At 76.7% G+C, this 21,804-nt stretch carries 18 protein-coding genes and 3 tRNA genes; 11 read left to right on the forward strand and 10 right to left on the reverse strand.

The window, feature by feature from the left end; all coding sequences use genetic code 11:
- The first annotated feature begins 9 nt into the window (after nucleotides 1-9).
- Nucleotides 10-5,463 (forward strand): EAL domain-containing protein, encoded by a 5,454-nt coding sequence (locus IU369_RS00800; RefSeq protein WP_217922662.1) that lies wholly within the window; start codon nucleotides 10-12, stop codon nucleotides 5,461-5,463.
- Between the two features lie 58 nt (nucleotides 5,464-5,521).
- Nucleotides 5,522-5,821 (forward strand): hypothetical protein, encoded by a 300-nt coding sequence (locus IU369_RS00805; RefSeq protein ID WP_217922663.1) that lies wholly within the window; start codon nucleotides 5,522-5,524, stop codon nucleotides 5,819-5,821.
- Here IU369_RS00805 and IU369_RS00810 read toward each other — a convergent pair.
- On the reverse strand, nucleotides 5,818-6,933 hold the full coding sequence (locus tag IU369_RS00810) for a DNA alkylation repair protein (RefSeq protein ID WP_217922664.1): 1,116 nt from the start codon (nucleotides 6,931-6,933) through the stop codon (nucleotides 5,818-5,820). The two genes, IU369_RS00805 and IU369_RS00810, sit on opposite strands and share 4 nt — an antisense overlap.
- Before the next feature lie 107 nt (nucleotides 6,934-7,040).
- Here IU369_RS00810 and IU369_RS00815 point away from each other — a divergent pair, with 107 nt between their 5' ends.
- On the forward strand, nucleotides 7,041-7,523 hold the full coding sequence (locus tag IU369_RS00815; RefSeq protein WP_217922665.1) for a cupin domain-containing protein: 483 nt from the start codon (nucleotides 7,041-7,043) through the stop codon (nucleotides 7,521-7,523).
- A gap of 10 nt (nucleotides 7,524-7,533) precedes the next feature.
- On the opposite strand, the gene IU369_RS00820 is transcribed toward IU369_RS00815, so the two are convergent.
- From IU369_RS00820 to IU369_RS00830, 3 genes are all read right to left on the reverse strand, one after another.
- On the reverse strand, nucleotides 7,534-7,947 hold the full coding sequence (locus IU369_RS00820) for a DUF7144 family membrane protein (RefSeq protein WP_217922666.1): 414 nt from the start codon (nucleotides 7,945-7,947) through the stop codon (nucleotides 7,534-7,536).
- Between the two features lie 98 nt (nucleotides 7,948-8,045).
- On the reverse strand, nucleotides 8,046-9,302 hold the full coding sequence (locus tag IU369_RS00825) for a lysylphosphatidylglycerol synthase domain-containing protein (RefSeq protein ID WP_217922667.1): 1,257 nt from the start codon (nucleotides 9,300-9,302) through the stop codon (nucleotides 8,046-8,048).
- A 314-nt stretch (nucleotides 9,303-9,616) separates the two neighbouring features.
- Nucleotides 9,617-10,186, reverse strand: coding sequence for a hypothetical protein (locus IU369_RS00830; protein WP_217922668.1), 570 nt, complete (start codon nucleotides 10,184-10,186; stop codon nucleotides 9,617-9,619).
- Between the two features lie 456 nt (nucleotides 10,187-10,642).
- On the opposite strand from IU369_RS00830, the gene IU369_RS00835 reads away from it, so the two are divergent.
- Nucleotides 10,643-11,401, forward strand: coding sequence for a hypothetical protein (locus IU369_RS00835; RefSeq protein WP_217922669.1), 759 nt, complete (start codon nucleotides 10,643-10,645; stop codon nucleotides 11,399-11,401).
- Nucleotides 11,402-11,685: 284 nt separating this feature from the next.
- Here the strand turns inward: IU369_RS00835 and IU369_RS00840 are convergent.
- From IU369_RS00840 to IU369_RS00850, 3 genes are all read right to left on the reverse strand, one after another.
- Nucleotides 11,686-11,759, reverse strand: a tRNA-Met gene (locus IU369_RS00840).
- 43 nt (nucleotides 11,760-11,802) lie between these two features.
- Nucleotides 11,803-12,891 carry a hypothetical protein gene (locus IU369_RS00845; RefSeq protein WP_217922670.1) on the reverse strand — a complete coding sequence of 363 codons (1,089 nt, stop codon included), beginning with the start codon at nucleotides 12,889-12,891 and terminating at the stop codon, nucleotides 11,803-11,805.
- A 54-nt stretch (nucleotides 12,892-12,945) separates the two neighbouring features.
- Nucleotides 12,946-13,018: transfer RNA gene (locus IU369_RS00850), tRNA-Thr, on the reverse strand.
- Nucleotides 13,019-13,138: 120 nt separating this feature from the next.
- Here IU369_RS00850 and IU369_RS00855 point away from each other — a divergent pair.
- The gene (locus tag IU369_RS00855) at nucleotides 13,139-13,348 is read left to right on the forward strand and encodes a hypothetical protein (RefSeq protein WP_217922671.1); all 210 of its coding nucleotides are present in this window, start codon (nucleotides 13,139-13,141) and stop codon (nucleotides 13,346-13,348) included.
- Nucleotides 13,349-13,365: 17 nt separating this feature from the next.
- Nucleotides 13,366-13,875 (forward strand): Clp protease N-terminal domain-containing protein, encoded by a 510-nt coding sequence (locus IU369_RS00860; protein WP_217922672.1) that lies wholly within the window; start codon nucleotides 13,366-13,368, stop codon nucleotides 13,873-13,875.
- A 36-nt stretch (nucleotides 13,876-13,911) separates the two neighbouring features.
- Here IU369_RS00860 and IU369_RS00865 read toward each other — a convergent pair.
- Nucleotides 13,912-13,993: transfer RNA gene (locus IU369_RS00865), tRNA-Tyr, on the reverse strand.
- A 62-nt stretch (nucleotides 13,994-14,055) separates the two neighbouring features.
- A complete protein-coding gene (locus IU369_RS00870; RefSeq protein ID WP_217922673.1) occupies nucleotides 14,056-14,781 on the reverse strand; it encodes a response regulator transcription factor in 726 nt (241 codons plus the stop codon).
- Between the two features lie 92 nt (nucleotides 14,782-14,873).
- Between IU369_RS00870 and IU369_RS00875 the strand changes: the two genes are divergently transcribed.
- Genes IU369_RS00875 through IU369_RS00895 form a run of 5 tightly spaced genes read left to right on the forward strand, consistent with a single transcriptional unit; the run spans nucleotide 14,874 to nucleotide 20,250 of the window.
- Complete coding sequence (locus IU369_RS00875) at nucleotides 14,874-16,367, forward strand: protein kinase domain-containing protein (protein WP_217922674.1); 1,494 nt, start codon at nucleotides 14,874-14,876, stop codon at nucleotides 16,365-16,367.
- 2 nt (nucleotides 16,368-16,369) lie between these two features.
- Complete coding sequence (locus tag IU369_RS23500) at nucleotides 16,370-17,314, forward strand: tyrosine-type recombinase/integrase (protein WP_217922675.1); 945 nt, start codon at nucleotides 16,370-16,372, stop codon at nucleotides 17,312-17,314.
- A complete protein-coding gene (locus IU369_RS00885; protein ID WP_217922676.1) occupies nucleotides 17,311-18,357 on the forward strand; it encodes a tyrosine-type recombinase/integrase in 1,047 nt (348 codons plus the stop codon). Before IU369_RS23500 ends, IU369_RS00885 begins: the two co-directional genes overlap by 4 nt.
- Before the next feature lie 52 nt (nucleotides 18,358-18,409).
- On the forward strand, nucleotides 18,410-19,855 hold the full coding sequence (locus tag IU369_RS00890) for a GH39 family glycosyl hydrolase (RefSeq protein ID WP_217922677.1): 1,446 nt from the start codon (nucleotides 18,410-18,412) through the stop codon (nucleotides 19,853-19,855).
- Nucleotides 19,825-20,250 carry a hypothetical protein gene (locus IU369_RS00895; protein WP_217922678.1) on the forward strand — a complete coding sequence of 142 codons (426 nt, stop codon included), beginning with the start codon at nucleotides 19,825-19,827 and terminating at the stop codon, nucleotides 20,248-20,250. The genes IU369_RS00890 and IU369_RS00895 overlap by 31 nt, the downstream gene beginning before the upstream one ends.
- On the opposite strand, the gene IU369_RS00900 is transcribed toward IU369_RS00895, so the two are convergent.
- Nucleotides 20,247-21,791 carry a pyridoxamine 5'-phosphate oxidase family protein gene (locus IU369_RS00900; RefSeq protein WP_217922679.1) on the reverse strand — a complete coding sequence of 515 codons (1,545 nt, stop codon included), beginning with the start codon at nucleotides 21,789-21,791 and terminating at the stop codon, nucleotides 20,247-20,249. The genes IU369_RS00895 and IU369_RS00900 overlap by 4 nt on opposite strands.
- Nucleotides 21,792-21,804 lie beyond the last annotated feature (13 nt).

Genomic DNA, 21,804 nt, shown 5'->3' on the forward strand with positions numbered 1-21,804 from the left:
TTCATCCCTGTGACGACACCGCCACCGGACGCCAGCGTCCTCGACGGGCGCTTCCGGGTCGACGCGGTGCTTCGGGCCGTCGCCGGGCGCACCCATGCGGCCGGGACCGACCTCCGGACCGGCGCCCCCGTCGTCATCGAGAGCGCCCCCGAGCACGCCGTCTCGCCGGGCACGGTGATGCGGCTCGAGCACGCCCGCACGGCCGTCGGCGCGACGCCCCCCGCCACGATCGCCCCCGTCCTCGGGGTCGGGCGCGAGGCCGGCGCGATCCACCTCGTCACCGCGCTCCCGCCGGGCCGGGGCCTCCGTGAGCGCCGCGGGGAGCGGCTGCCGCTGCCCGAGGCCCTCGGCATCGGAGCCGACGTGCTCACCGCCCTGGCCGAGCTGCACCTGCGCGGGGTGCTGCACCGCGACGTCACCACCTCCGCGGTCACCCTGTGCGGCGAGGGCGACGCGATGCGCGCCGTGCTCACCGCCGCGGGCCTCGCGCCCGACGCGGCGCTGCTCGGGCCGATCGTCGACGTCCCCGCCGAGGAGGTCGAGCACCTCGCCCCCGAGGCGTCCGGGGTGCTGCCGGGCGGCGTGGACGAGCGCTCCGACATCTACTCCGCGGGGGCCCTGGTCTACACGCTCGTGGCGGGGCGCCCGCCGTTCACGGCGGCGACGGCGGCGGCGCTGCTGCGCGAGACCCTGACGGCGACGCCCCCGTCGCTGCGGACCCTCGTCCCGCACGCGCCGCGCGGCCTGGAGGAGGTGCTCGCCCGGCTGCTGCGGCGCGACCCGCGCGACCGCTACCAGTCGGCACGCGCCGCCGCGGCGGACCTGGCGGCGATCGCCCGCGGGCTGGCGCGCGGCGAGGAGGACCCGGAGGTCGTCGTCGGCGCCCACGACACGCGCAGCACGCTCACCGAGCCCGCCTTCGTCGGCCGCCGCATCGAGCTCGGTGCGCTGCGCGCGCACGTCGAGGACGCCCGCGAGGGCCGCGGCGGCCTGGTGCTGCTCGAGGCCCCGTCCGGCGGCGGCAAGACCCGCCTGCTCGACGAGCTCGCGCGCCACGGCGCCGAGACCGGGGCGTGGGTGCTGCGCGGCGGTGGCGTCGACCAGGCCGCGGCCCGGCCCTTCCAGCTCATCGACGGGGTGGTGCGCGAGGTCGTGCGCGCCGCCGGGGGGGAGCCGGAGCTGAGCGCCGTCCTGCGGGAGCGCCTCGGCGACGACGCCCGGGCCGCGCGCGCGGCGATGCCCCAGCTCTCGCCGCTCGTCGGCGCGCTCGACGACCACGGCCTCGGCCCCGAGCAGCACGCCGAGGCCCGCAGCCTGCGCGCGATGTCGGGCCTGCTCGACGCGGTCGGGTCGCCGGACCGGCCCGCGATCGTGATCCTCGACGACGCCCAGTGGGCCGACGACCTGTCGCTGCGGCTGCTCGTCGAGTGGCACCGCGGCCGCGAGGACGACCCCGCCCCCGTGCTGGTGGTCGCCGCGTTCCGCACCGAGGAGGTCGGGCCGGAGCACGCCCTCCGCGCGATCGGTCCCCGCGACCACCTGGTCCTCGCCCCCCTCGGCCGCGAGGAGATCGGCAGCCTCGCGACGACGATGGCGGGCGCCCTGCCCCCGGCGGCCCTCGCCGCGATCGGACGCCTCTCCGGCGGCAACCCGTTCATGGCGACGGCCGCGCTGCGCGGCCTCGTGGAGAGCGCCGCGATCGAGCGGCACAGCGAGGGCTGGCGGATCGCCGCCGGGGCGCTGGAGGACGTCAGCTCGTCGAGCGAGGCCGCCGACCTGCTGGTGCGGCGCATGGACCTGCTGCCGCCGCCGACGCTCGGCCTGCTCACCGCCGGCGCCGTGCTCGGCAAGGACTTCGACCCGCTGCTCGCCGCCGAGCTCGCGGACCAGGACCCGGGGGACGCCGTCGAGGCGCTCGCCGAGGCCCGGCGCCGCCACATCGTCTGGGCCGCCCCCGCCGACGAACGGGTCACGTTCGTCCACGACAAGCTGCGGGAGGCGCTCCTGACCCGCGCGCCCGACCACGAGGTCGCCGCGTTGCACCGCGCCGCCGCCCGCCTCATCGAGGGCCGCGACGACGGCATGTCGTTCGAGCTCGCCTACCACTACTCCGCGGGCGGGGAGCACCGGCGGGCGTTGCCGCACGCCCTGCGGGCCGCCGCCGTCGCACGCGAGCGCCACGCCCTCGGCGCGGCGGAGCGCCACTACCGCATCGCGGAGGCGGCGGGCGACGCGCTCGACGAGGACGCGCGCCGGGTCATCGCCGGCGGCCTCGGCGAGGTGCTGATGCTCGCCGGCCGGTACGAGGAGGCCCAGGCGCACCTGGAGCGCGCGCGGGACATGGCGGGTGACGCGCCCTCGCGCGCCGCGATCGACGGGCGGCTCGGGGAGCTCGCCTTCAAGCGGGGGGACATCGAGACCGCGTGCGCGGCCTACGAGCGCGCGCTGCGCCTCCTCGGCCACCACGTCCCGGGCTCCACGCCGGCGCTCGCGCTGCGGGCCCTGCGCGAGGTGGCGGTGCAGGCCGTGCACACCGTGGCGCCGGTGCGGCTCGGCCGCCGCCCCGTCCCCGACCCCGACGCGCCCGAGATGCTCGCGATCCGGCTCTACAGCCGCGTCGCCTACCCCTACTGGTTCGGGCGCGGGGCCGTCCCGACGCTCTGGGCGCACCTGCGGGGCATGAACCTCGCGGAGCGGTACGGCCCGACGCCGGAGCTGGCGCAGGCCTACTCGGAGCACGCGCCGGTGATGACCGTGCTGCCGTGGTTCGGCCGGGCGATCCGCTACGCCGAGCGGAGCCTCGCCATGCGCCGGGAGATGGGCGACGTCTGGGGCCAGGGGCAGTCGCTGCACTTCTTCGGGGTGGCGCTCTACGGGGCGTCCCGCTACCGGGAGTGCATCGAGCGCTGCGAGGAGGCCGTCCGGCTGCTGGAGCGCACCGGCGACCGGTGGGAGATGAACACCGCGAGCTGGCACGTCGCGATGTGCGACTACCGCCTCGGCAACCTGCCCGAGGCCGCCCGTCGCGCCCAGGAGGTCCACCGCCAGGGCCGCGAGATCGGCGACGCGCAGGCGGCGGGCATCTCCCTCGGGATCTGGGCGAAGGCGACCCGCGGGGCCGTGCCCGCGGCGCTGATCGCCGCCGAGCTCGCCCGCGGCGAGGACGACATCCACACCCGCGCGGAGCTGGTGATGGCGGAGGCGATCCGCCTGATGCGCGCCGGCCGGCCGGGTCCCGCCGCCCGGATGCTCCACGGCCAGCTCCGGACGATCGAGCGGCGGGGCTTCCGGCAGGAGTACGTCGCCCCGGTCGCGGCGTGGCTGGCGACGGCGCTCCGGATGCGGCTGGAGGAGGCGCCGGCCCTGTCGCGGTCGCGCCGGCTGGTGGTGGCGCGCCGCGCCCGCCGGGCCGCGCGCCGCGCCATGTGGTGGGCGCGGGCCTACCGCAACAACCTGCCGCACGCGCTGCGCGAGCAGGCGCTGATCCTCGCGCTCACGGGCTCCGGCGCGCGCGCCGAGGGGCTCCTGGAGCGGAGCGCCGCCGAGGCGGAGCGCCAGGGCGCCGCGTACGAGCTGGCGCTGACCCGCCGGGCCCAGGCGCGCCTCGCGCTGGAGCACGGCCGGGAGGACGCCCAGGACGACATGCGCCGCGCCGAGGACGCGCTGCGCGGGCTTCTCGGTGAGAGCGCCCTCGACCCGCGCGCCCCGGCGGCGTTGTCGCTGGCGGACCGCTTCGACGCCGTGCTCTCGAACGGCCGGCGGATCGCGTCGGCGCTCGACGCCGGCGCCGTCTACGACGCCGTGCGCGAGGCGGCCTCCGCGCTGCTGCGTCCCGAGCGGGTCGCCGTCACCGACGTCGCCGCGCTGCGCGCCGCGGCGGAGGACGACCCGGAGGAGGCGACGGCGCTGGAGCGCCGGCTGTCGACCCGCGTCCCGCAGGTGGACACGCCCCCCGGCGGCGGGTCGCGCCTGCGGGTCACGATCCTCGCGGACGGCAGCCCCGCCGCCGAGCTGAGCGTCCGGCACGACGGCGTCGCCGGCCTCTTCGGACCGGAGGAGGTGCGCCTCGCCGAGTACGTCGCCGCCCTCGCGGGGGCGGCGCTCGAGAACGCGGCGACCACCGCCCAGCTCGAGCACCAGGCGTTCCACGACCCGTTGACGGGGCTGCCGAACCGGGCCCTGGTGCGCGACCGCATCGACCTCGCCCTGAAGCGCGCGGCGCGCAGCGGCAACCCGGTGAGCGTCCTGCTGCTCGACCTCGACGACTTCAAGAACGTCAACGACAGCCTCGGCCACGCGGCGGGCGACCGGCTGCTGACCGATGCCGCGGACCGCGTGCGGCGGGTGCTGCGCCCCGCCGACACGCCCGCGCGCCTCGGCGGCGACGAGTTCGCGGTGCTGCTGGAGGACGCCGACGCGGCGACCGCCGCCCGCGTGGCGTCGCGCGTGATCGACGCGTTCCGGGAGCCGTTCCTGCTCGACGACCGCGAGGTGTTCGTCTCGGCGACGATCGGCATCGCGTCGTCGGCGGGCATCGACGCCGGCGCCGACGCCCTGCTGCGCGACGCCGACGCCGCGATGTACGCGGCGAAGGCCCGCGGCAAGCGCGCGTTCGAGATCTTCGTGCCGGAGATGCGGAGCGCGGCGGTCGCCCGCCTCGAGCTCGGCACCAGCCTCCGCCGGGCCCTCGAGCAGGAGGAGATCGAGCTCCACTACCAGCCGATCCTCGACGTGACCACCGGCGAGGTCGTCGCCGTCGAGGCCCTCGCGCGCTGGCGCCACCCGGAGCTCGGGGTGCTCGGCCCCGCCGACTTCGTGCCCCTCGCGGAGCAGTCCGGCCTGATCGAGCAGATCGGGGCGTGGGTGCTGCGCCGCGCGTGCGCCGACCTCGCGGTCCTGCGCGCCGAGCCGGGGGCGCGGTCCGACCTGTCGGTGACGGTGAACCTGTCCCCACGCCAGCTGCGCCACCACGAGCTCGCCGACCAGGTGCGCAGCGCGCTCCGTCAGGCGGGCGTCCCGCCGGAGGCCCTGGTCCTGGAGATCACCGAGACGGCGATCGCGGGGGACACGCCGGCGGGCATCTCGCTGCTGCGGGCCCTGCGCCGCATCGGCGTGCGGGTTGCGGTCGACGACTTCGGCTCCGGGTACTCGTCGCTCGGCCAGCTCCGGCGGCTCCCGGTGGACCTGCTGAAGATCGACCGCGTGTTCCTGGCCGACGCCGGGTCGCCGGAGGCGGCGTCGTTCCTGCGCGCCATCGTCGAGCTGGCGCGGGGACTGGGGCTCGGGGTCGTCGCGGAGGGCGTCGAGAGCGACGAGCAGCTGGCGCTGGTGCGGGAGGTGCGCTGCGGCCTCGGGCAGGGGTGGTTGTGGGCCCGGGCGATGCCGCTCGACCCCCTCCGGACGTGGCTCCGCGACGAGGCCCGTGCGCGCGGGGGCGGTCGCCCCCCCGGTTTCCTGACCTGAGCGACTCCGTAATAGTCACCACACCCCCGGCCGACAAACCTCATGGAGAGGCCGATCGATGGGGGTGGAGATGGGCACGGCGGCGGGACGCGAGGCGATCGAGACGGCGTTCACCCTGAACCAGCCGGGGCGCCTCATCGCGATCCTCGAGGACTGCATGGCGCGGCGGATCCGGCCGGACCGGTCGGGGTGGTCGGCGGCACGGCACCTCGGCATGGACCTGGAGCGCCACTTCGGCGTCCGCGCCCCCCAGGCCGCGATCGACCGGGCGCTGCGCACCCTGGCCCGGCGTGAGCGACTGCGCCTGAAGGTCGACGGCGCCGGGGTCCTCTGGTACCGCATCCAGGACGCCGCCTAGGGCAGCAGGTCGAATCCCCCCTCGGCGCGCACGGTGCCGTTGACGAGGACCTCGAGCCCGTGGGCGCCGGGGTGGTGGGTGCGGGTGGTGTGCTGGCGGAGCGAGACGCGGGTGGCGACCTCGACGGTCCCGCCGGGCGGGACGGTCCGCTCCCCGAGGGTGAACACGCGGACGCCGGTCCGGCCGGCGGGCCGGGCGAACCGCACGCGGAGCCGGAGGGCGTAGTCGGCGGGGGCGTCGCCGGGGTTGGCGACCTCCACCACGACGCGCAGGGAGTCGCCGATGCGTGGCGCGGCCGGGTCGATGGACGTGATCCGTGCGCGGACGGGGGTGTCGGGCGCGTGGCCGAGCACGGCGAGCGCGTCGGGGTCGCCGGCCGCGATCCGTCCGCGGAGCGCGTGGCGCAGCAGCCGTCGCCGCTCCGGGGGGGCGCCGTCCACCCACTCCCGGGCGGTCGCGACGAGGACGTCGGGGTGGTCCTTGCCGATGTCGTTGAGGTTGTTGGCGACGGACCGGCGCACGTAGGGGCTGGGGTCGTCGCGGAGGCGGACGATCAGGTCGAGCACCGGCGCGGGGTCGCGCTGGAAGTCGCGGAGCCGTGACGCCCACGGCAACCGGGGCCGGGTGCCCTCGCTGACGAGGCGCCGCACGTGGGCGCTCGGGTCGGTGACCCACTCCGCGAGCCGGCGGAGGGTCGCGTCGCGGTGGCGCTCGAGGAACGGGCGGATGCAGAACTCGGCGGTGAAGCGCTGCGTGAGGGCGTGCTGGGCGTCCATCGCTCCCTCCAAGCAGCCGAGGCCGTGGTCGCCGATGACGAACGAGTGCGGCAGGTAGAGGAACGCCGCCATCCCCTCGCCGGGTGCGTCGGGGGGGCGCACCGGACCGAGCGACGCGGTCAGCACCGCGAGGGCGTCGGCGTCGTCGGTGGGCAGGTGCGCGCGGAGCGCGGCGCCCCAGTGGCGTCCCCGGTCCATGAGGGCGAGGGGCTCGTGGCCGTCGAGCGCCGCCGCGGTGAACGCCTCCGCGTCGAACGCCGGGTCGACGGCGGCGACCATCGTGGCGATGCGGCGCGGCACCTCGGGGCCGAAGGAGTCGAGCAGCGGCGCGGCCATGCGGGCAGGCTAGGGGGCGGACCGGTCGCGCGCCCCCGCCGCGTTGACCGGCCGGGTGGCGGCCTGAGACGCTCGCGCACCCGTCCCCGTCCCCAGGAGCCCGCACCGTGCCGGACGCCCTCGTGATCCTGATGCCCGGGGAGGGCGAGCGCATCGCGGTGGGCGGCGCCGCGAGCGTGATGAAGGCGGTCGCCGCGTCGACCGGTGGCGCCTTCTCGATGTCGGAGGTGACGATCGCCGCGGGCTTCCCGGGGCCGCCGCTGCACCTGCACCGGCACATGACCGACTCGTTCTTCGTGCTGGAGGGCACCCTGCGCGTCGTCGCGGGCGGCCACGAGGCGGACCTGCCGCCCGGCGGGTACGCGCTGGTGCCGCCGGGCGTCCCCCACACGTTCTCGAACCCGGGTGACGCGCCGGTGCGGGTGCTGAACCTGAACTCCCCCGGCGGCTGGGAGGGCTACCTCCGCGACCTCGCCGCCGCGATGCCGCCGGACGGGCCGCCCGACCCGGAGGCGTTCCGGCGGGTCTTCGCCCGCTACGACGTCGAGGCCGTGGGGCCCGGCGCGCCGTCGTCGCACGCCGGGCCGTAGCGGGTCGGCGCTACCGCATCTCGAGGTCCCGCGTCGCCTCGTCCCAGCGCGCGGTGAGGGCGAAGATGACGACGACGTCGAGGGCGACGACGAGCACGGTCCAGACGGGGAACGCGGAGAGGAACGCGACCTGGGCGATGGCGTTGACGCCGACGACGGCGAGGGCCGCCCACCGCGCCCACGGGCTGCCGCGGAAGAGGCCGGCGCCGGTGAGGGCCATCGCGGAGCCGATGATCAGCATGATCCAGCCCCACGCGGTGAAGTCGAGGACCAGCAGCTCGCGTTCGGCGACGAGGTAGTACTCGTCGTCGAGGAGCGCGGCCAGCCCCTGCATCGCCGTGAGGACGCCGATCAGCATCAACATGATCGACGCGAACACGACCCAGCCCCCCCACACGCTGGAGTACCCGCCACCCTTCGCCATCTCGGCTCCCTCGGTCGGTCCGGATCCGGCGCCGTCGGCCGGGACACGGCGACGGTACGTGGTGGCGGGCCGCCGTGTGAAGGGGGGCGTCCCGTCCGCTAGGCCACCGGCGTGGTCCGCAGCCTCCGGCCGAGGTGGAGGGCGATGGCGAACAGGACGATCGCGCCGCCGGCGAGGACGGACAGCCCCTGGGCGACGATCGCGAACGCGACGGCCTGGTCGGTGCCGATGCCGCTGGCGGCGAGCGCCGCGGCGCCGCCCCCGGCCTGCGTCGCCGCGCCCGTCGGGCCGATCGGCAGGACCGCGGAGACGGCTCCCCCCACGAGGAACGTCACGGCCAGGTCGATGGAGGTGCCGACGCCGAGGGCGGCGAGGAGGACGACGAGCGCGAGCAGCCGCACGAGCACGCCGGTCGCGACGATGACCGCGGCACGCCACGCGTCGCGCGCCGAGGCGGGCGCGTGGTGGCGGAGCCAGCGCGTGAGCCGGTGGTGGGCCGGCGCCCCGCCGGCCACCATGCGGGTGAGGGTGGCGAAGAGCAGGGCGGCGCCGACCCCCGCCGACGCGACGACGACGAGGACGATCCGCACGCCCGTGGCGGAGTCCGACGTGGCGGCGGTCGCGGCGGCGAACGGCGCGAGCGCCGCGGCGTCGAGGAGCCCGAGCAGGAAGAGCGTGAGCACGATGGTGCCGACGCCGGGGCGCCGGCCGGGGAGGCGCCGGACGACGGTGACGCGGACGACGTCCTCGAAGCGGCCGGGGAGCGCGACGCCGGCGAGGGACGCGGCGCCGCTGGACGTCGCGAGCATGAGCGACCGCGGCCGCTCGTGGCGGCGGAAGAGCTGCCTCCAGCCGATGGCCTTGAGGACGTGGGTGCCGAGGAGGAGGCCGCCGGCGGCGCCGACGAGGGGCAGGTCGGCTCCGGCGAGCGGCCACCCGACGGTGGCGAAGTGCCGGACGAGGAGGACGGAGGTCCCGACGGCGGTGAGCCCGAACCCGACGTTCACCACGATGCGCCCACGCGGCGAGCGCCACGCGGCGAGGCCGGCGCGCATCAGCAGGAGCCAGGCGTGGATCGTGCCGCTGAGGACGGCGGGCGCGCCCGCCGTGGGGACGGGGCGTGGGGGTGGCGCGGCGGGCGGCGGGCCGCGGCCGGTGACCCGGCGCCACGTGGTGCGCCACGTCGCGGGCGACGACTCGCGCCACGCCCAGGCGAGGACCGCGAGTGCGGGGAGCGTGTAGAAGAGCAGGATCCCCCAGCCCCAGAGCACGTCGGCGAGCGTGAGCGAGATGACCGCGAGCGCGCCGAGCGAGGCGAGGATGAGCAGCAGGACGACGAGGTCGGGGATCCTCATCGCCAGCGGGGTCCAGGGCGTCCCCCGTGGTGGTCCGCCGCCGGCCGTGCCCCGGCCGCGGGGCGCGGAGCCCACCGCGCGTGGCGGCCGGTCGCGCGGCCGCCGGTCCGGCGGCCGCGGGGACGCCGAGGACCTCAGCAGGTGTCGGGCTGGTGCGGCTGTCACCGGGGTCGGGGTGGCGGCGTCGCGGCGGTCCGCCGCGGCTGCCGTCCCCGATGCTAACCGGCCCCCGGGCGGGGCTCCCCCCGCGGGGGAGCCGGACGCGACCCGGCGCGAATCAAGCGCTGCGTGACCCCCCCGCCCTTGTCGGCCCCCTATTGAAGGAAGTCGAACTCAATCGGGGGCGAACCCACTTCGGCCCGCGCTTCCCGGAGAAACCGAACGACGGCATCGGACACACCGTGGCGACTCGCGCGCCATTCAGGGTTGCTCCACACTCGTTCGCGCGCTTGGTCGCGGAGTTCTATGAGGCTCTTGTCGAGTGCGAAAGCGGCGCGCACGACTCTCTCGTTGTCGAGCAGCTCGATGCGAGCGAGAGCCATATTGAAGGGTTCCGCGAAGAGGTCGACTTCATCCGCGAGGGTTGGCTTGTCGGCCGAATCGGCTCGCGCAAGCCGTCCGATGGCAACTGTGATCGACCACGCTGTTCCCGAAAGCGCCGCCAGTCGCTCCGACGTAGCGCGCTCGCGCTCCTGCCTGCGGTGGGAGACGTGCTGGAGGCCGACGACGAGAATGGCCACCACCGCCGATATTCCAGCGCCGACTAGTGCTGCGATTGCAGGGCTCATGCGCAACAAGACTACCGACGGCCTCGCGTAGGCGATTCGCTGCTGCTCGAGGGGCGCGGCAGCTGAGCGCGCGAGCGTGCCGTGGGCCAGCTTCATGCCCTCCGCCATCCGCAGGTTCGCGCTGATTCCTGAGCGGGCTGGACGTCGCGACGGTCGCGCGCTCGCTCGGTCACCACGATCCGGGTTTCACCCAAGCGCTTGTACGTAAGCGTGCTCCCGCGTGATCTGCCGGACGGTGACGCCCTTGCCAGCGCAGTTTGGGTGAGTCGCCAAGGACCTTTGCGCTGCCGAACACTACTAACCGTTGAGGACCGGCTGTGCTGCAAGGGCGGCGATAAGTTCCGGGTCTTGATCCTGTTACGGCGGGTTCGCTGCCGGTCGCGCGCCGCGGTATTCGAGGCCTCTACGCCTCATCCCGGATCTCGCGGCGATGCGGGTTCTCTCGATCCCGGCGTCCCTGCCGGGCCATTGTGTGGGGCCAGTCGGGCAAGGGCGTGTACGGTGCCGCCGATGGCGGTAAGTGAGGCAGGTGCGTCCCGACGGCCGTGTTCCATGTGCGGCGACGACACCAAACCCCTAACCCGCGAGCACGCGCTTCCCACGTGGACCGCTGGGCGTATCCCGGGTGATGGGCCGTGGACTGTCCGTCTGGGAGAGGGCAACAACGCCCCGGATGGACAGCGCGAGGATGCCAAGCTCAGCGTCGTTACGCGGACCCTGTGTGACGAGTGCCGGAGCGTGCTCAACGACTTGGAGGAGTGGGCGCAGCGCAATCTCGGCCAGATGATGGACGCGTCTACGGACCGGCCAATTGCGGCCACTCCACGGGCACAGCGCTACGCGGCTTCCTGGGCTGTGAAGACCGTGATGATGGTGGACCTTTGTGTCCCCACTTCCGTCGTCCCGCAGGGCGTACGCGAGCGGTTCTTCCGGGAGAGAGCACCATCGGACGACGCGCTCGTCTGGTGGGCGGCCCTTAGCGACATGGAACCCGCGTACTGGTTCCGGAGGCGCCTGATCACCTTTGAGCAGGGACACTCGGCCGTCTACGCCGGGCTGAAGGTAGGACACCTGGGCTTCGTGGTCGCGGTGAGGCTCTCGGAGGCCTCACTAGAACTCGTACGACTCGGTCGGATGCTCGATGGGTTCCAGCCGATACATGGACCCACGTTGCCGCACGCGGCATGGCCGCCCGAGGCTCGCCTAATCGACTTCCGCCAGTTCGACGATGAACTGAACACCATGTTCGCCGCTCGCGTCCAGCCGAACGGGGTCGAACCGGGCGACGCGGCTGACGGCTCCGCGCAGTAGAGCATCCAGCGGCCCGCCGCGCTTCGTCCGTCGCGTGTTGACCCTCGCGTTGACCCCGGGCGCCTTGGTCCGGAAGCGCCGCCCTCGCCTGCCCGAGAGCGGGGGGGTTTCGGCGCTCTGCGCTGCAGAGGCGGTCGTTGCGGCAACAACTTGACCGACGAGCAGCGCGCCGCGCACCCCGGTCGGGCGGCGGTCCGCCGCGGCTGCCCCCCCGATGCTAACCGGCCCCCCGGGCGGGGCTCCCCCCGCGGGGGAGCCGGACGCGACCCGGCGGGTCCGGCAGGTAGCGGAGGAGGGACTCGAACCCCCGACACGCGGATTATGATTCCGCTGCTCTAACCAGCTGAGCTACTCCGCCGCGATGGCGCGGCGGACATCCTAGCCGGTCCGGCGCCCCGCGATCACGGGGTGGTCCCGGGAGGCGGCGGGGGAGGCGGCGGGAGGGGGTTCGGCGAGGGCGCCGGACCGAGGTCGTCCGGCGGCGGCGCCGGGGCGGGCTCCGTGTCGGGGTCGGCCTCGACCTCGCCCTCGGCGTCGCCGACGAGCGCGGCGATCCGGTTCGCGGCGCGCTGCAGTCCCTGGCGCATCTCCCGCAGGAAGTCCGTGCGGGACATCGCGAACGGCGCGAGCGCCGAGACGCCGTCCCTGAACGCCTGCTTCGCGCGGTCGAGCTCCGTCTGGGCCGGCGCGAAGGCGAGGGTGCCCATCGCGTCCATCTCATCCGCCACCGCGATGTTCAGCTCGAGCATCGCGGCGAGGCCCTCCTCGTTGCGGGGCGCCTCCGCGAGGTCCGTGACGGCGTTGCCCGCCTGGGCCTGGACGGCCTTCAGGTGGGCGGCGTCCTGGATCAGCTGCTCGCGGTCGTCCTCCGCCGGGGGTTCACCGGCCTTCGCCTTCGCGTCCTGGCGTTGGCGGCGCACCAGCTCGCCCTGGATCTGGCTCCGGGCGGCGCCGAGCGCCCGCTGGGCGGCCTGCCACCGGTTCCGCGCGCGACCGACCGCGGCCTTCACGGTGCCCGCCGACGACGCGATCGCGAGGGTGTGGGCGCGGACCGCGTCGGCGACGGAGGCCAGCGTCGCCTGCGCCTCACCCCCCGCCGCGAAGCTGTTGAGGACACCCTCCACCGGCTTCAGGTGCCGTGCGATGCGGGGGAGGTCCGCCTTCTTGGGGTCCTGCAGCTGCGGCACCGCGGCGTTGAGGCGGCCGACGACGAGGGTCCGCAGGCGGGTCTTGTCGTTCTCCGTCAGCTCGCGGTCGTCGCGGGCGACCGCCGCGGGCGCGGGTGTAACGGTGGGCGCCCGGGCCACGACGAGGCGCCCGCCGGGGACGACCATCGCCGGCGGGGCCAGGCCCCCGGCGACGGCGCGGGCGAGGGAGCGGTTGCCGACCGCCGACACGATGCCGAGCAGGGGCGCCGGCGACCCGCCGGCCGGGGCGGCCGGCCCCTGCGGCGTGCGCTCGGTGAGCTCCTCGTGCTCGTGCCCCGGCATCTGCGGCCGACCCTATCCCGGGCCGGGTTCCCCGTCGACAGGGGTGAGGGGGAGAGCCCAGTAGCGGATTCGAACCGCTGACCCCTTCCTTACCATGGAAGTGCTCTACCAGCTGAGCTAACTGGGCGGGGTCGCCGCGGCGCCGCCGCGTGCCCGGGGGACTCTAGCGGAGCCCGCGACCCGGGTCAGCCCGCAGCGGTGTCAACCTCGGTTGACACACCGGGAAGTCGTCAACTACGGTTGACGCATGTCCGAGCCGCCGATCCCGCTCCCGTCGCCCGACGACCCCGCCGCCGCGCTCGCGGCCGTGGTCGCGCTGCGGCGGACGGCCGACCGGCTCGAGTTCGCGGCGGTCGAACGCGCCGTCGCCCAGGGGTGGTCGTGGGCGCAGGTCGCGGAGGCGCTCGGCGTGACGCGCCAGGCGGCCCACAAGCGCCACGCCCGCCGGCACCGGTGACGAGGACGGAGGACGACGTGAGGCTGCCCAACCCCGTGCGCGAGGTGCGCACCATCGACCGGCTCCTGACGGGCGCCGAGGCCCAGGCGCGCCGGCTCGGCGACGACCTGCCGGGGGCCGAGCACCTCGTCCTCTCCGCGCTGGAGCTGCCCGACGGCACCGCGCGGGCCGCGTTCGCCCGGGTCGGCGCCGACCCCGACGCGTTCGCCGACGCGATCGCCGCCCAGCACGCCGCGGCGCTCCGGGCCGTCGGCATCTCCGTCGCGGCGGCGCCGGTCCCGGCGGTCCCCCCCGAGCCGGTGCGCTCCGGGCCGCTGCGCACCGACGCCTCCTGCCGCGCCGCGTTCCAGGAGGCCGTCCGCCTCGCCCGCTCCGAGCGTCCCTCGCGGCTCCGCGGCGCCCACGTCCTGCTGGCGGTGGCGGGCATGGAGCACGGCACCGCCGCCCGGGCCCTCGCGGGGATGGGCGTCGCGCGCGACGCCCTGGCCGCGGCGGCGCGCACCGAGCTGGGCGCCGCCCCCGCGTGACGGCGGTCCGCGCCGGGACGGCGGCGGACACGGCAGTGGGGGGAGGAGGGTTCGAACCTCCGTAGGCGTAGCCGGCGGTTTTACAGACCGCTCCCTTTGACCGCTCGGGCATCCCCCCGGGATTCGAGCCTTGGAAGGGTAGCCGCGGCACCGGGCCCCTTCAAGCAGGCCCGCGCGGCGTCAGTCGGCGGGGGCGCCCTCGCCCGCGGGGACCGCCTCGAAGCGGTAGCCGACGCCGTAGTGGGTCTGCACGTAGGTCATGTCCGGCCGGGCGGCGGCGAGCTTCTGGCGGACCTTGCGCACGAAGACGTCCACCGAGCGGTCGCCGCGCATCATCTCGTAGCCCCAGACGTCGCGGTACACGCGCTCCCGGGCCATCGGGCGCCCCTCCGCGCGGGCGAGGGCGAGCAGCACCTCGAACTCGCGGGGGGTGAGGCCGACGGCGCGGCCGTCGACGAACGCCTGCACCTGGTCGGGGTCGATGACGAGGCCGCCGACGTCGATCGCGCCCTCCCCGTCGGCCTGGCGGTGCGACTCGACCCGGCGCAGGTGCGCGTTCACGCGGGCGAGGAGCTCCTTCATGGAGAAGGGCTTCGTCACGTAGTCGTCGGCGCCCATCTCCAGGCCGTGGACGCGGTCGAACTCGCTGGTGCGGGCGCTGCACACGATCACCGGGACGCGCGGGTCCTCGCGGCGCAGCTCCTCCGTGACCCGCCACCCGTCCATCTGCGGCAGCATCAGGTCGAGGATCACCAGGTCGGGCCGCTGCTGGCGGAAGAGCCGGAGCCCCTGACCCCCGTCACCCGCCGTCAGCGTGCGGAAACCGGCGCGTCCGAGCGCGTACGCGATCGAATCGGCGATGGCCTCGTCGTCCTCCACGATCAGGACGGTCTGCGGCGCCGGCACGGGAGGAGTGTACCCCGGTCCACCCCGGCGGATCCGCCGCCGCCGATGCGGCGGTATCCTCGATCGGTGGACACGCCCGCGGGGGAACGGTCGTGACGGACACCCTCCTCGGGGAGCGGTACCGCCTCGACCAGCTGATCGGCCGCGGAGGCATGGCGGCGGTCTGGAGCGCGACCGACACGCTGCTGGGGCGTCGGGTCGCGATCAAGCGCCTGCACGCGGGCCTCCTCGCCGACGAGGAGCACGCCGAGCGCTTCCGTCGCGAGGCCGTCCTCGTCGCCCGCCTCTCGCACCCCAACCTCGTCCACCTCCTCGACCGCGGGGAGGACCGCGACGGCCCGTACCTCGTGATGGAGCTCGTCGAGGGCGAGAACCTGAAGACGCGGGTCCGCCGCGAGGGCGCCCTCGACCCCGAGGAGGCCGCCCGCATCTGCGGCCAGGTCGGCCGGGCCCTCGCCTACGCCCACGGGCAGGGCGTCGTGCACCGCGACATCAAGGCCCAGAACGTGCTGCTGACGGCCGACGGCGAGGTGAAGCTCGCCGACTTCGGCATCGCGCGCCTCATGGAGGCCGACGAGGGCGAGGCCCTCACCCGCACCGACATGCTCCTCGGGAGCGCCGACTACCTGTCGCCCGAGCAGGCCGACGGCCGCCCCGTCGACGCCCGCACCGACGTCTACTCGCTCGGGATCCTGCTCTACGAGTGCCTCACCGGCGCCCTGCCGTTCACCGGGGAGGGGTTCGTCGCCGTCGCGATGAAGCACTGCTCCGAGCCCCTCCCCGACCCGCGCCTCGTGCGCCCCGCGGTGCCGGACTGGCTCGCCGCCTGCGCGATGCGGGCCGCCGCGAAGGAACCCGCCGAGCGGTACCCCGACGCCGCGCGGTTCGTCGCCGCCCTGCAGGACCGCGACCCCGGCACCGCCGTCATGCCGGCCGTCACGACGCCGCTCCCGGGGCGCCGCGGCGCCGCCCGCGGCGGTGACGACCACGACGACGACACCGCCCGCCGGCCCCGCCGGCGCCGCGGCCGGCGGCTGCTCGCCGTGCTGGCGGTGCTGCTGGTGATCGCGGGCGGCGCGGCGGCGGCGTGGTTCGTGCTGGAGCCCGGCGGCGGCGGGGGCGTCGACCCGCCGACCTCCGTCCCCCTCACGCTCTCGGCGGTGCGCGACTACGACCCCCAGGGCGACGGGACCGAGAACCCCAACGACCGGGGACTCGCGATCGACCCCGACCCCGAGACGGCGTGGTTCACCGAGCAGTACCGCGACTCCGCCGAGTTCGGGGGCCTGAAGGACGGCGTCGGGCTGATCCTGCGCCTCACCGAGCCGGCGACGGCGACGCAGATGGTCCTCGTGTCGCCGACCCCCGGTGTGCGCTTCCAGGTGCTCGGCGAGCTCGTCGGCACCGAGCGGGAGGTGCTCGCCGAGGGGGAGACGACCGGCGGGGAGCAGGTCATCGACCTCGCGTCGTCGGCGCCGTCGCAGGCGTACCTGCTGTGGATCACGCGCCTCGCCGACGACGGACAGGGCGGTTTCTGGGCGGGTGTCGGGAAGGTGGAGCTGCGGGGTGCGCCGAACGGGACATGACGATGCCGGACACCTGGGCCCGCAGCCTCGACGACCTCGCCGCCCGCCTCGCGGCCCAGGGCGGCCGTGACCGGCTCCTGTCGCCCCGCAGCCAGGCCGCCTACCTCAAGGACGCCCGCCGGGTCGCCGCCTGGCTGAGGGACAACGGCCTCGAGGGCCCCGCCCAGATCACCCCGTCCGCGCTGGAGGCCGCCTTCCGGGGCCTGCGCTGGTCGCCCGCCACCCGCGCCCGCGCCGTGACGGCCCTGCGGGAGTGGCTCGGTCCCCAGCACCCGGCGGGCCGGTCCCCCGCCGACCTCATCGACCGCCCCCGTCCGACGCCGCCGCCCGTGCCCCGGCTCTCCCAGGCGGACGCCGCCGCGCTCGTCGAGGGGGCCGGCGCCCCGGCGGAGGGCGACGGCCCCCTGCGCCGCGCCCTCGCGCTCCGCGACCGGGCCCTGATGGAGGTGCTCTACGGCAGCGGCCTGCGCCGCCAGGAGGCGTGCGACCTCGTCCTCGCCGGCCTCGACTTCGAGCACGACGCCCTCCGGGTGGTCGGCAAGGGCGGGAAGGGGCGGACGGTCCCCATGACCGAGCCCGCCGTCGCGGCGCTGCGGGCGTGGCTCGCCGACGGCCGCCCCCGGCTGATGTCGGGCCGCGACCCCGCGCCGTCGGGCCGCGCGCCCGTGTTCGTGTCGCGCAGCGGCCGGGGCCTCGACGGTTCCACCGTCTACCGCATCGTCGCCCGCGAGCTGCGGGCCCACGGCCGCGCCGGCGGACCGCACCTGCTGCGCCACGCCGCCGGGACGCACCTGCTGGAGGGGCCCGACGGCCGTGGCGACGGCGCCCACCTGCGCGTCGTGCAGGAGGTCCTCGGCCACGCGAGCCTCGCGACGACGCAGCGGTACACCGGCGTCACCACCCGGGCGATGCAGGAGCACCTGCGCCGCGGCCACCCCCGCGGGTGAGCACGGCGACCGTCGACCCCGAGGGGTTCGGGCGCCTGGCGTCGGCGTTCACCGCGACCCGCGAGAACCCCAACACCCGGGCCGCCTACACCCGCGACCTCGCCGCGCTCGCGGCGGGGCTCGGGGTGCCCGACCCGCCGGCCGACGCCCCGCCGTTCGGCGTCGAGGACGACCCCGTCGCCCGCGCCGCGGCCGTCGCGCTCAGCCGCCTGCCGCTCGCGTGGTGGCAGCAGTGGCGCGACGCGCTCCCCGGCCGGGTCGCGACCCGCCGCCGCCGGGTCGCCGCGACCCGGGCGTTCTGCGGCTGGTGGTCGCGCGCCTACGCCCTCGAGAACCCGGTGCGCGACCTGCGTCCCCCCGCCTCGGCCGCCGAGGGAGGTCAGGAGTCCATCGCCCGCGAGGTCGTCGCCCTGACGCCCGCGGCGGTGCGCCGCATGTGCGATGCGGCGGCGCAGCCGGGGCCGCTCGGCGCGCGCACCCGCGCCCTGATCGAGGTGCTCTACGGGTGCGGCCTGCGCGCCAGCGAGGCCGCGGGCCTCGACCTGTCGGCGTGCCACCTCGACGACCCCGCCGACCCGTTCGTGATGATCCACGGCAAGGGCGGCAGGCAGCGCGCCGTCGCCGTGCCGCGGGAGGCGCTCGCCGCCCTCACCGCCTACCTGCGGACCGGGCGCCCCGAGCTGCGCGCCCGCGACCGCACGCCGCGCCCCGACCAGGCGCGCCACCGCGACGCCGACGCCGTCTTCCTCGGCACCCGCGGCCGGCGCCTCGGCCGCGCCGCGGTGTGGGCGATCGTGACGGAGGTGGCCGACCGCGCCGGCCTCCGGCAGGACGGGGCCCGGGTCTTCCCCCACGCCCTCCGCCACTCGTGCGGCACCCACCTCATCCAGTCCGGCGTCGACATCCGGTACGTGCAGGCGCATCTCGGGCACGCCTCGCCCGTCACCACCGAGGTCTACACCCACGTCACCGCCGCCCACCTGCGTGAGGACTTCGACCGCGCCCACCCCCGGGCGCGTTCACGGAAACCTCACGGGATGTGAGAGCGGGACGTCCCCGGTGGTGGGCGGACCCCACGGGGTGCATCCTGCCCCGGTGACCCGACACCGCTCCCTCGCCCCGACCCTCGTCCCGACCCTCGTCACCCTCGCGTTCGCGGGGGGACTCGCCGCCACCCCGGCCGCCTCCGGCGCCGTGCTCGGCGTGCAGGACGACCGTCTCACCTCCGGACCGCTGGAGGACGTCGACGCCCGCATCGACCTGGTCCGCGCGTCGGGGGCGAAGGTGACCCGCCTCGACGTGCTGTGGTCCCTCGTCGCCCCACGCCGCCCCGCCGACCCGGCGGACCCCGCCGACCCCGCGTACCGGTGGGAGCGCGCCGACGCCGCCATGCAGGGCTTCGAGCGCATCGGCGTGACCCCGATCATCGTGGCGTACAGCGCCCCCGCCTGGGCGGCCGGCGGGCGCCGCGCGCCGCGCGACTCCGAGGTCAACCCGAACGCCCCGGCGCCGGCCGACTACGGCCGGTTCATGGAGGCCCTCGCGCGCCGCTACTCGGGCGGGTTCACCCCCGCGGGGGCGACGGAGCCGCTGCCCCGCGCCCGCCACTACGAGATCTGGAACGAGCCGAACCTCGGCGCGTTCCTCTCCCCGCAGGTGTCGGGCGGCGCCCGCGTCGCCGTCACCCGCTACGTCGCCATGGCCCGTGCCGCGTACCCCGCGATCCGTCGCGCGAACCCGGGCGCGATCGTCATCGCCGGCGTCGGCGGCCCGCGGAGCTCCACCGACGCCAACGGCACCGGCGCGCTCGAGTGGGCCCGGCGCCTCGCCGCCAGCTCCGCCCCGTTCGACGCCTACTCGCAGCACGTCTACCCGGCCGCCGCGCCCCTCGCGCCGAGCCGCGCGTTCCCGTCGTGGGCGACCCTCGACGAGCTGTTCGCCACCCTCGACGCCGTGCCCCGCCGCCGCGGCACGCCCGTCTACCTCACCGAGGTCGGGTACACGACCGCGGCCACCCCCTTCCGCACCGTCCGGGTCACCCCGGGCCAGCAGGCCGCCTACCTCCGCCAGATCATGGGCCTGCCCGTCGTGCGCTCGCCCCGGGTGCGCGCGCTGGTCTGGTTCAACCTGCAGGACAACCCCAACTGGCCGGCCGGCCTGCGCTACGGGTCGGGCCGCGTCAAGCCGAGCCACTCCGTCTTCGCGCGCCTGGCCCGCGCCTCCCGCCTCACCGACGACCTGCGGGTGCGGCCCGCCGTGGCGCTCACCCGCCGCCAGCTCCTGATCAACCAGCGCATCTCCCAGACGGCGGTGCGCCGCCTCGCGCTGGTGCAGCGCCGCCTCGACGCCGGCCTCACCCGCGACGACCTGCGCCCCGGCGGCATCGCCCCCCGGGCGTTCGGCCCCGGCGTCACGGCGACGCCGGCGGCCGGCGCCGTCGCACCCCCGGCCCTGCGCCGCGCCCCGAGGTCGCCCCCGCGCCGCCGCGCCGCCCCGGCGCGGCCGCCCGGGTGCGCCTCACCCCCGCGCAGCTGCTCGTGAACCAGCGGATCTCCCAGGCCGCCGTGCGGCGCGCCAACGGGCTCGAGGCGCGGCTGCGCGCCGGCCTGCGCGGCGGGGACCTGCGCGCCGGCGTCATCGACGCGTCGCGGCTCGCCCCCGGCGTGACGATCACGTCCGCCACCCCGCCGGCCTCGCCGTCGGCACCGACCGTCACCCGGGTCGCGTCCGGGGGCACCGGCGGCGGGCCGGTGCGCCTCAGCGCGGCGCAGCTCGCGGTGAACCAGCGCATCGCCCAGGCCGCGGTGCGCCGCGCCAACGCCCTCGCCGCGACCCTCGCCGCCGGCTTCGCGGTCGGCGACCTGCAGCCGGGGTCCGTGACCGCCGAGAGCCTCGACCCCGCCCTCGTCCCGCCCCCCGCCGCGCCGGGGCCCTAGCGGCGCTCCACCCGCAGCACGCCGCGGCCCTCGCGCCAGGTGTCGACGGTGATGTGGTCGGGTGGGTCGCCCAGCTCGACCACCGCCACCTCGCGCACGTCGCAGCGGAAGAGGTGGGAGCCGGTCTGCGCGTGCACGCCGAGGATCCGGGCGCGCACGTCCGGGTCGCCGACCTCCGCCGCGACGCCCGACGCGGTGGCGTCGCCGGTCCAGTCGGGCGGGTCGACCGACTGGCTGTGCAGGGCGAACCGGCCGTCGCGGCGCAGGTCGTGCGCCTTCATCGAGCCGTACATGCTCCCCAGCCACATCTCGCCCTCGGCGATGATGACCTCGGTGCCGCTCAGCCGCGGCGCCCCCCGGACCCGGAGGGTCGCGAGCGTCAGGTGCCGGTGGGCGTCGAGGTAGCGGCGGGCGCGGGCGACGAGGTCGGGCTCCCGCGCCGCGACGTCGCCCCACGCCGCCATGCCTAGCGGCGGACGCGCAGCGCGACGACCGCGCGGTCGCGCAGCCCGTCGCCGATGAGCACCACGCGCACCCGGTGGACCCCGGGGCGGGTGTCGCGTGGCAGCCGCACCACGACGGTCCCGCGGGTCGGCCCCGCCAGCGTGCGCAGGCCGCGGACGACGCCGTCGGCGTCGCGGCGGACGCTGACGACGGCCCGCCCGGGCCGGGTGATCCGCACCCGCACCGCACGGGCCCCGGCGCGGGTCACGCTGAGGCCGCCGGGGGCGGCGACCGCCACGTCCACGCCGCGCGCGGGGACGTCGGCGCGCGAGGAACGCGCGGTACTGGGCGAGCCAGGCGCGCGCGGTGCCGGCGTCGGCCAGCCCGTAGGCGGCCGCGCCCGCGGCGAGCATCGCGCGGCCGGCGGGGGTGGCGCGGACCCGGGCCCAGAGCTCGCCCTGCCCGGCGCCGCCGTCGGGTCCGAGGATCAGCCGCAGCTCGCCGCGTCCCGCGGGCCAGCGGGCGGCCCAGCGGGTGGGGTGCTGCGCCATCTCCCGCGCCGGCAGGGGCGACAGGTCGCCGCGGTAGGTCTGGAGGTAGGTGGCGCGTCCCCGGCTGACGGCGCCGACGAGGGCGCCGAGCACCGGCGGCAGGGCCCGGCGGGGGTCGCTGCGCCCGACGCGCTCCACGAACGCGGGGGACGCGTAGAAGACGACGCGGCGGGCGTCGGCGCCGAGCCCCTCGAGCGCCGCCGCGAGGGCGCGGGCGCCCGCGGGGGTCCACTGGCCGGGGACGATCTCGTCGACGGCGACGACGCCGCCGGCGCCGCGGGTAGACCACCCGGCGCGCAGCGCACGGGTGATCTCCGCGGCGTCGCGCCCCGCGAGGTCGCGGCCCGCGACCTTGCCGACGCTCCGCGCCCGCGGCCAGCGGCCGTCCTCGCGGGCCGGCGTCTGGCGCAGCGTGGGGCCGCCGAGGCCGTCGTGGATGACGGCGGCGGCGTCGTGGGGCACGTAGAGGAGCGGCGGGTCGGCCGCCCCTGCCGGGCCGGCGGCCAGGGCGAGGAGGCCGGCCGCCGTCAGGACGGCGAGGCGCATCGGCGACCATGGT

It is taken from the genome of Miltoncostaea oceani, from assembly GCF_018141545.1.
Classification (GTDB): domain Bacteria; phylum Actinomycetota; class Thermoleophilia; order Miltoncostaeales; family Miltoncostaeaceae; genus Miltoncostaea; species Miltoncostaea oceani.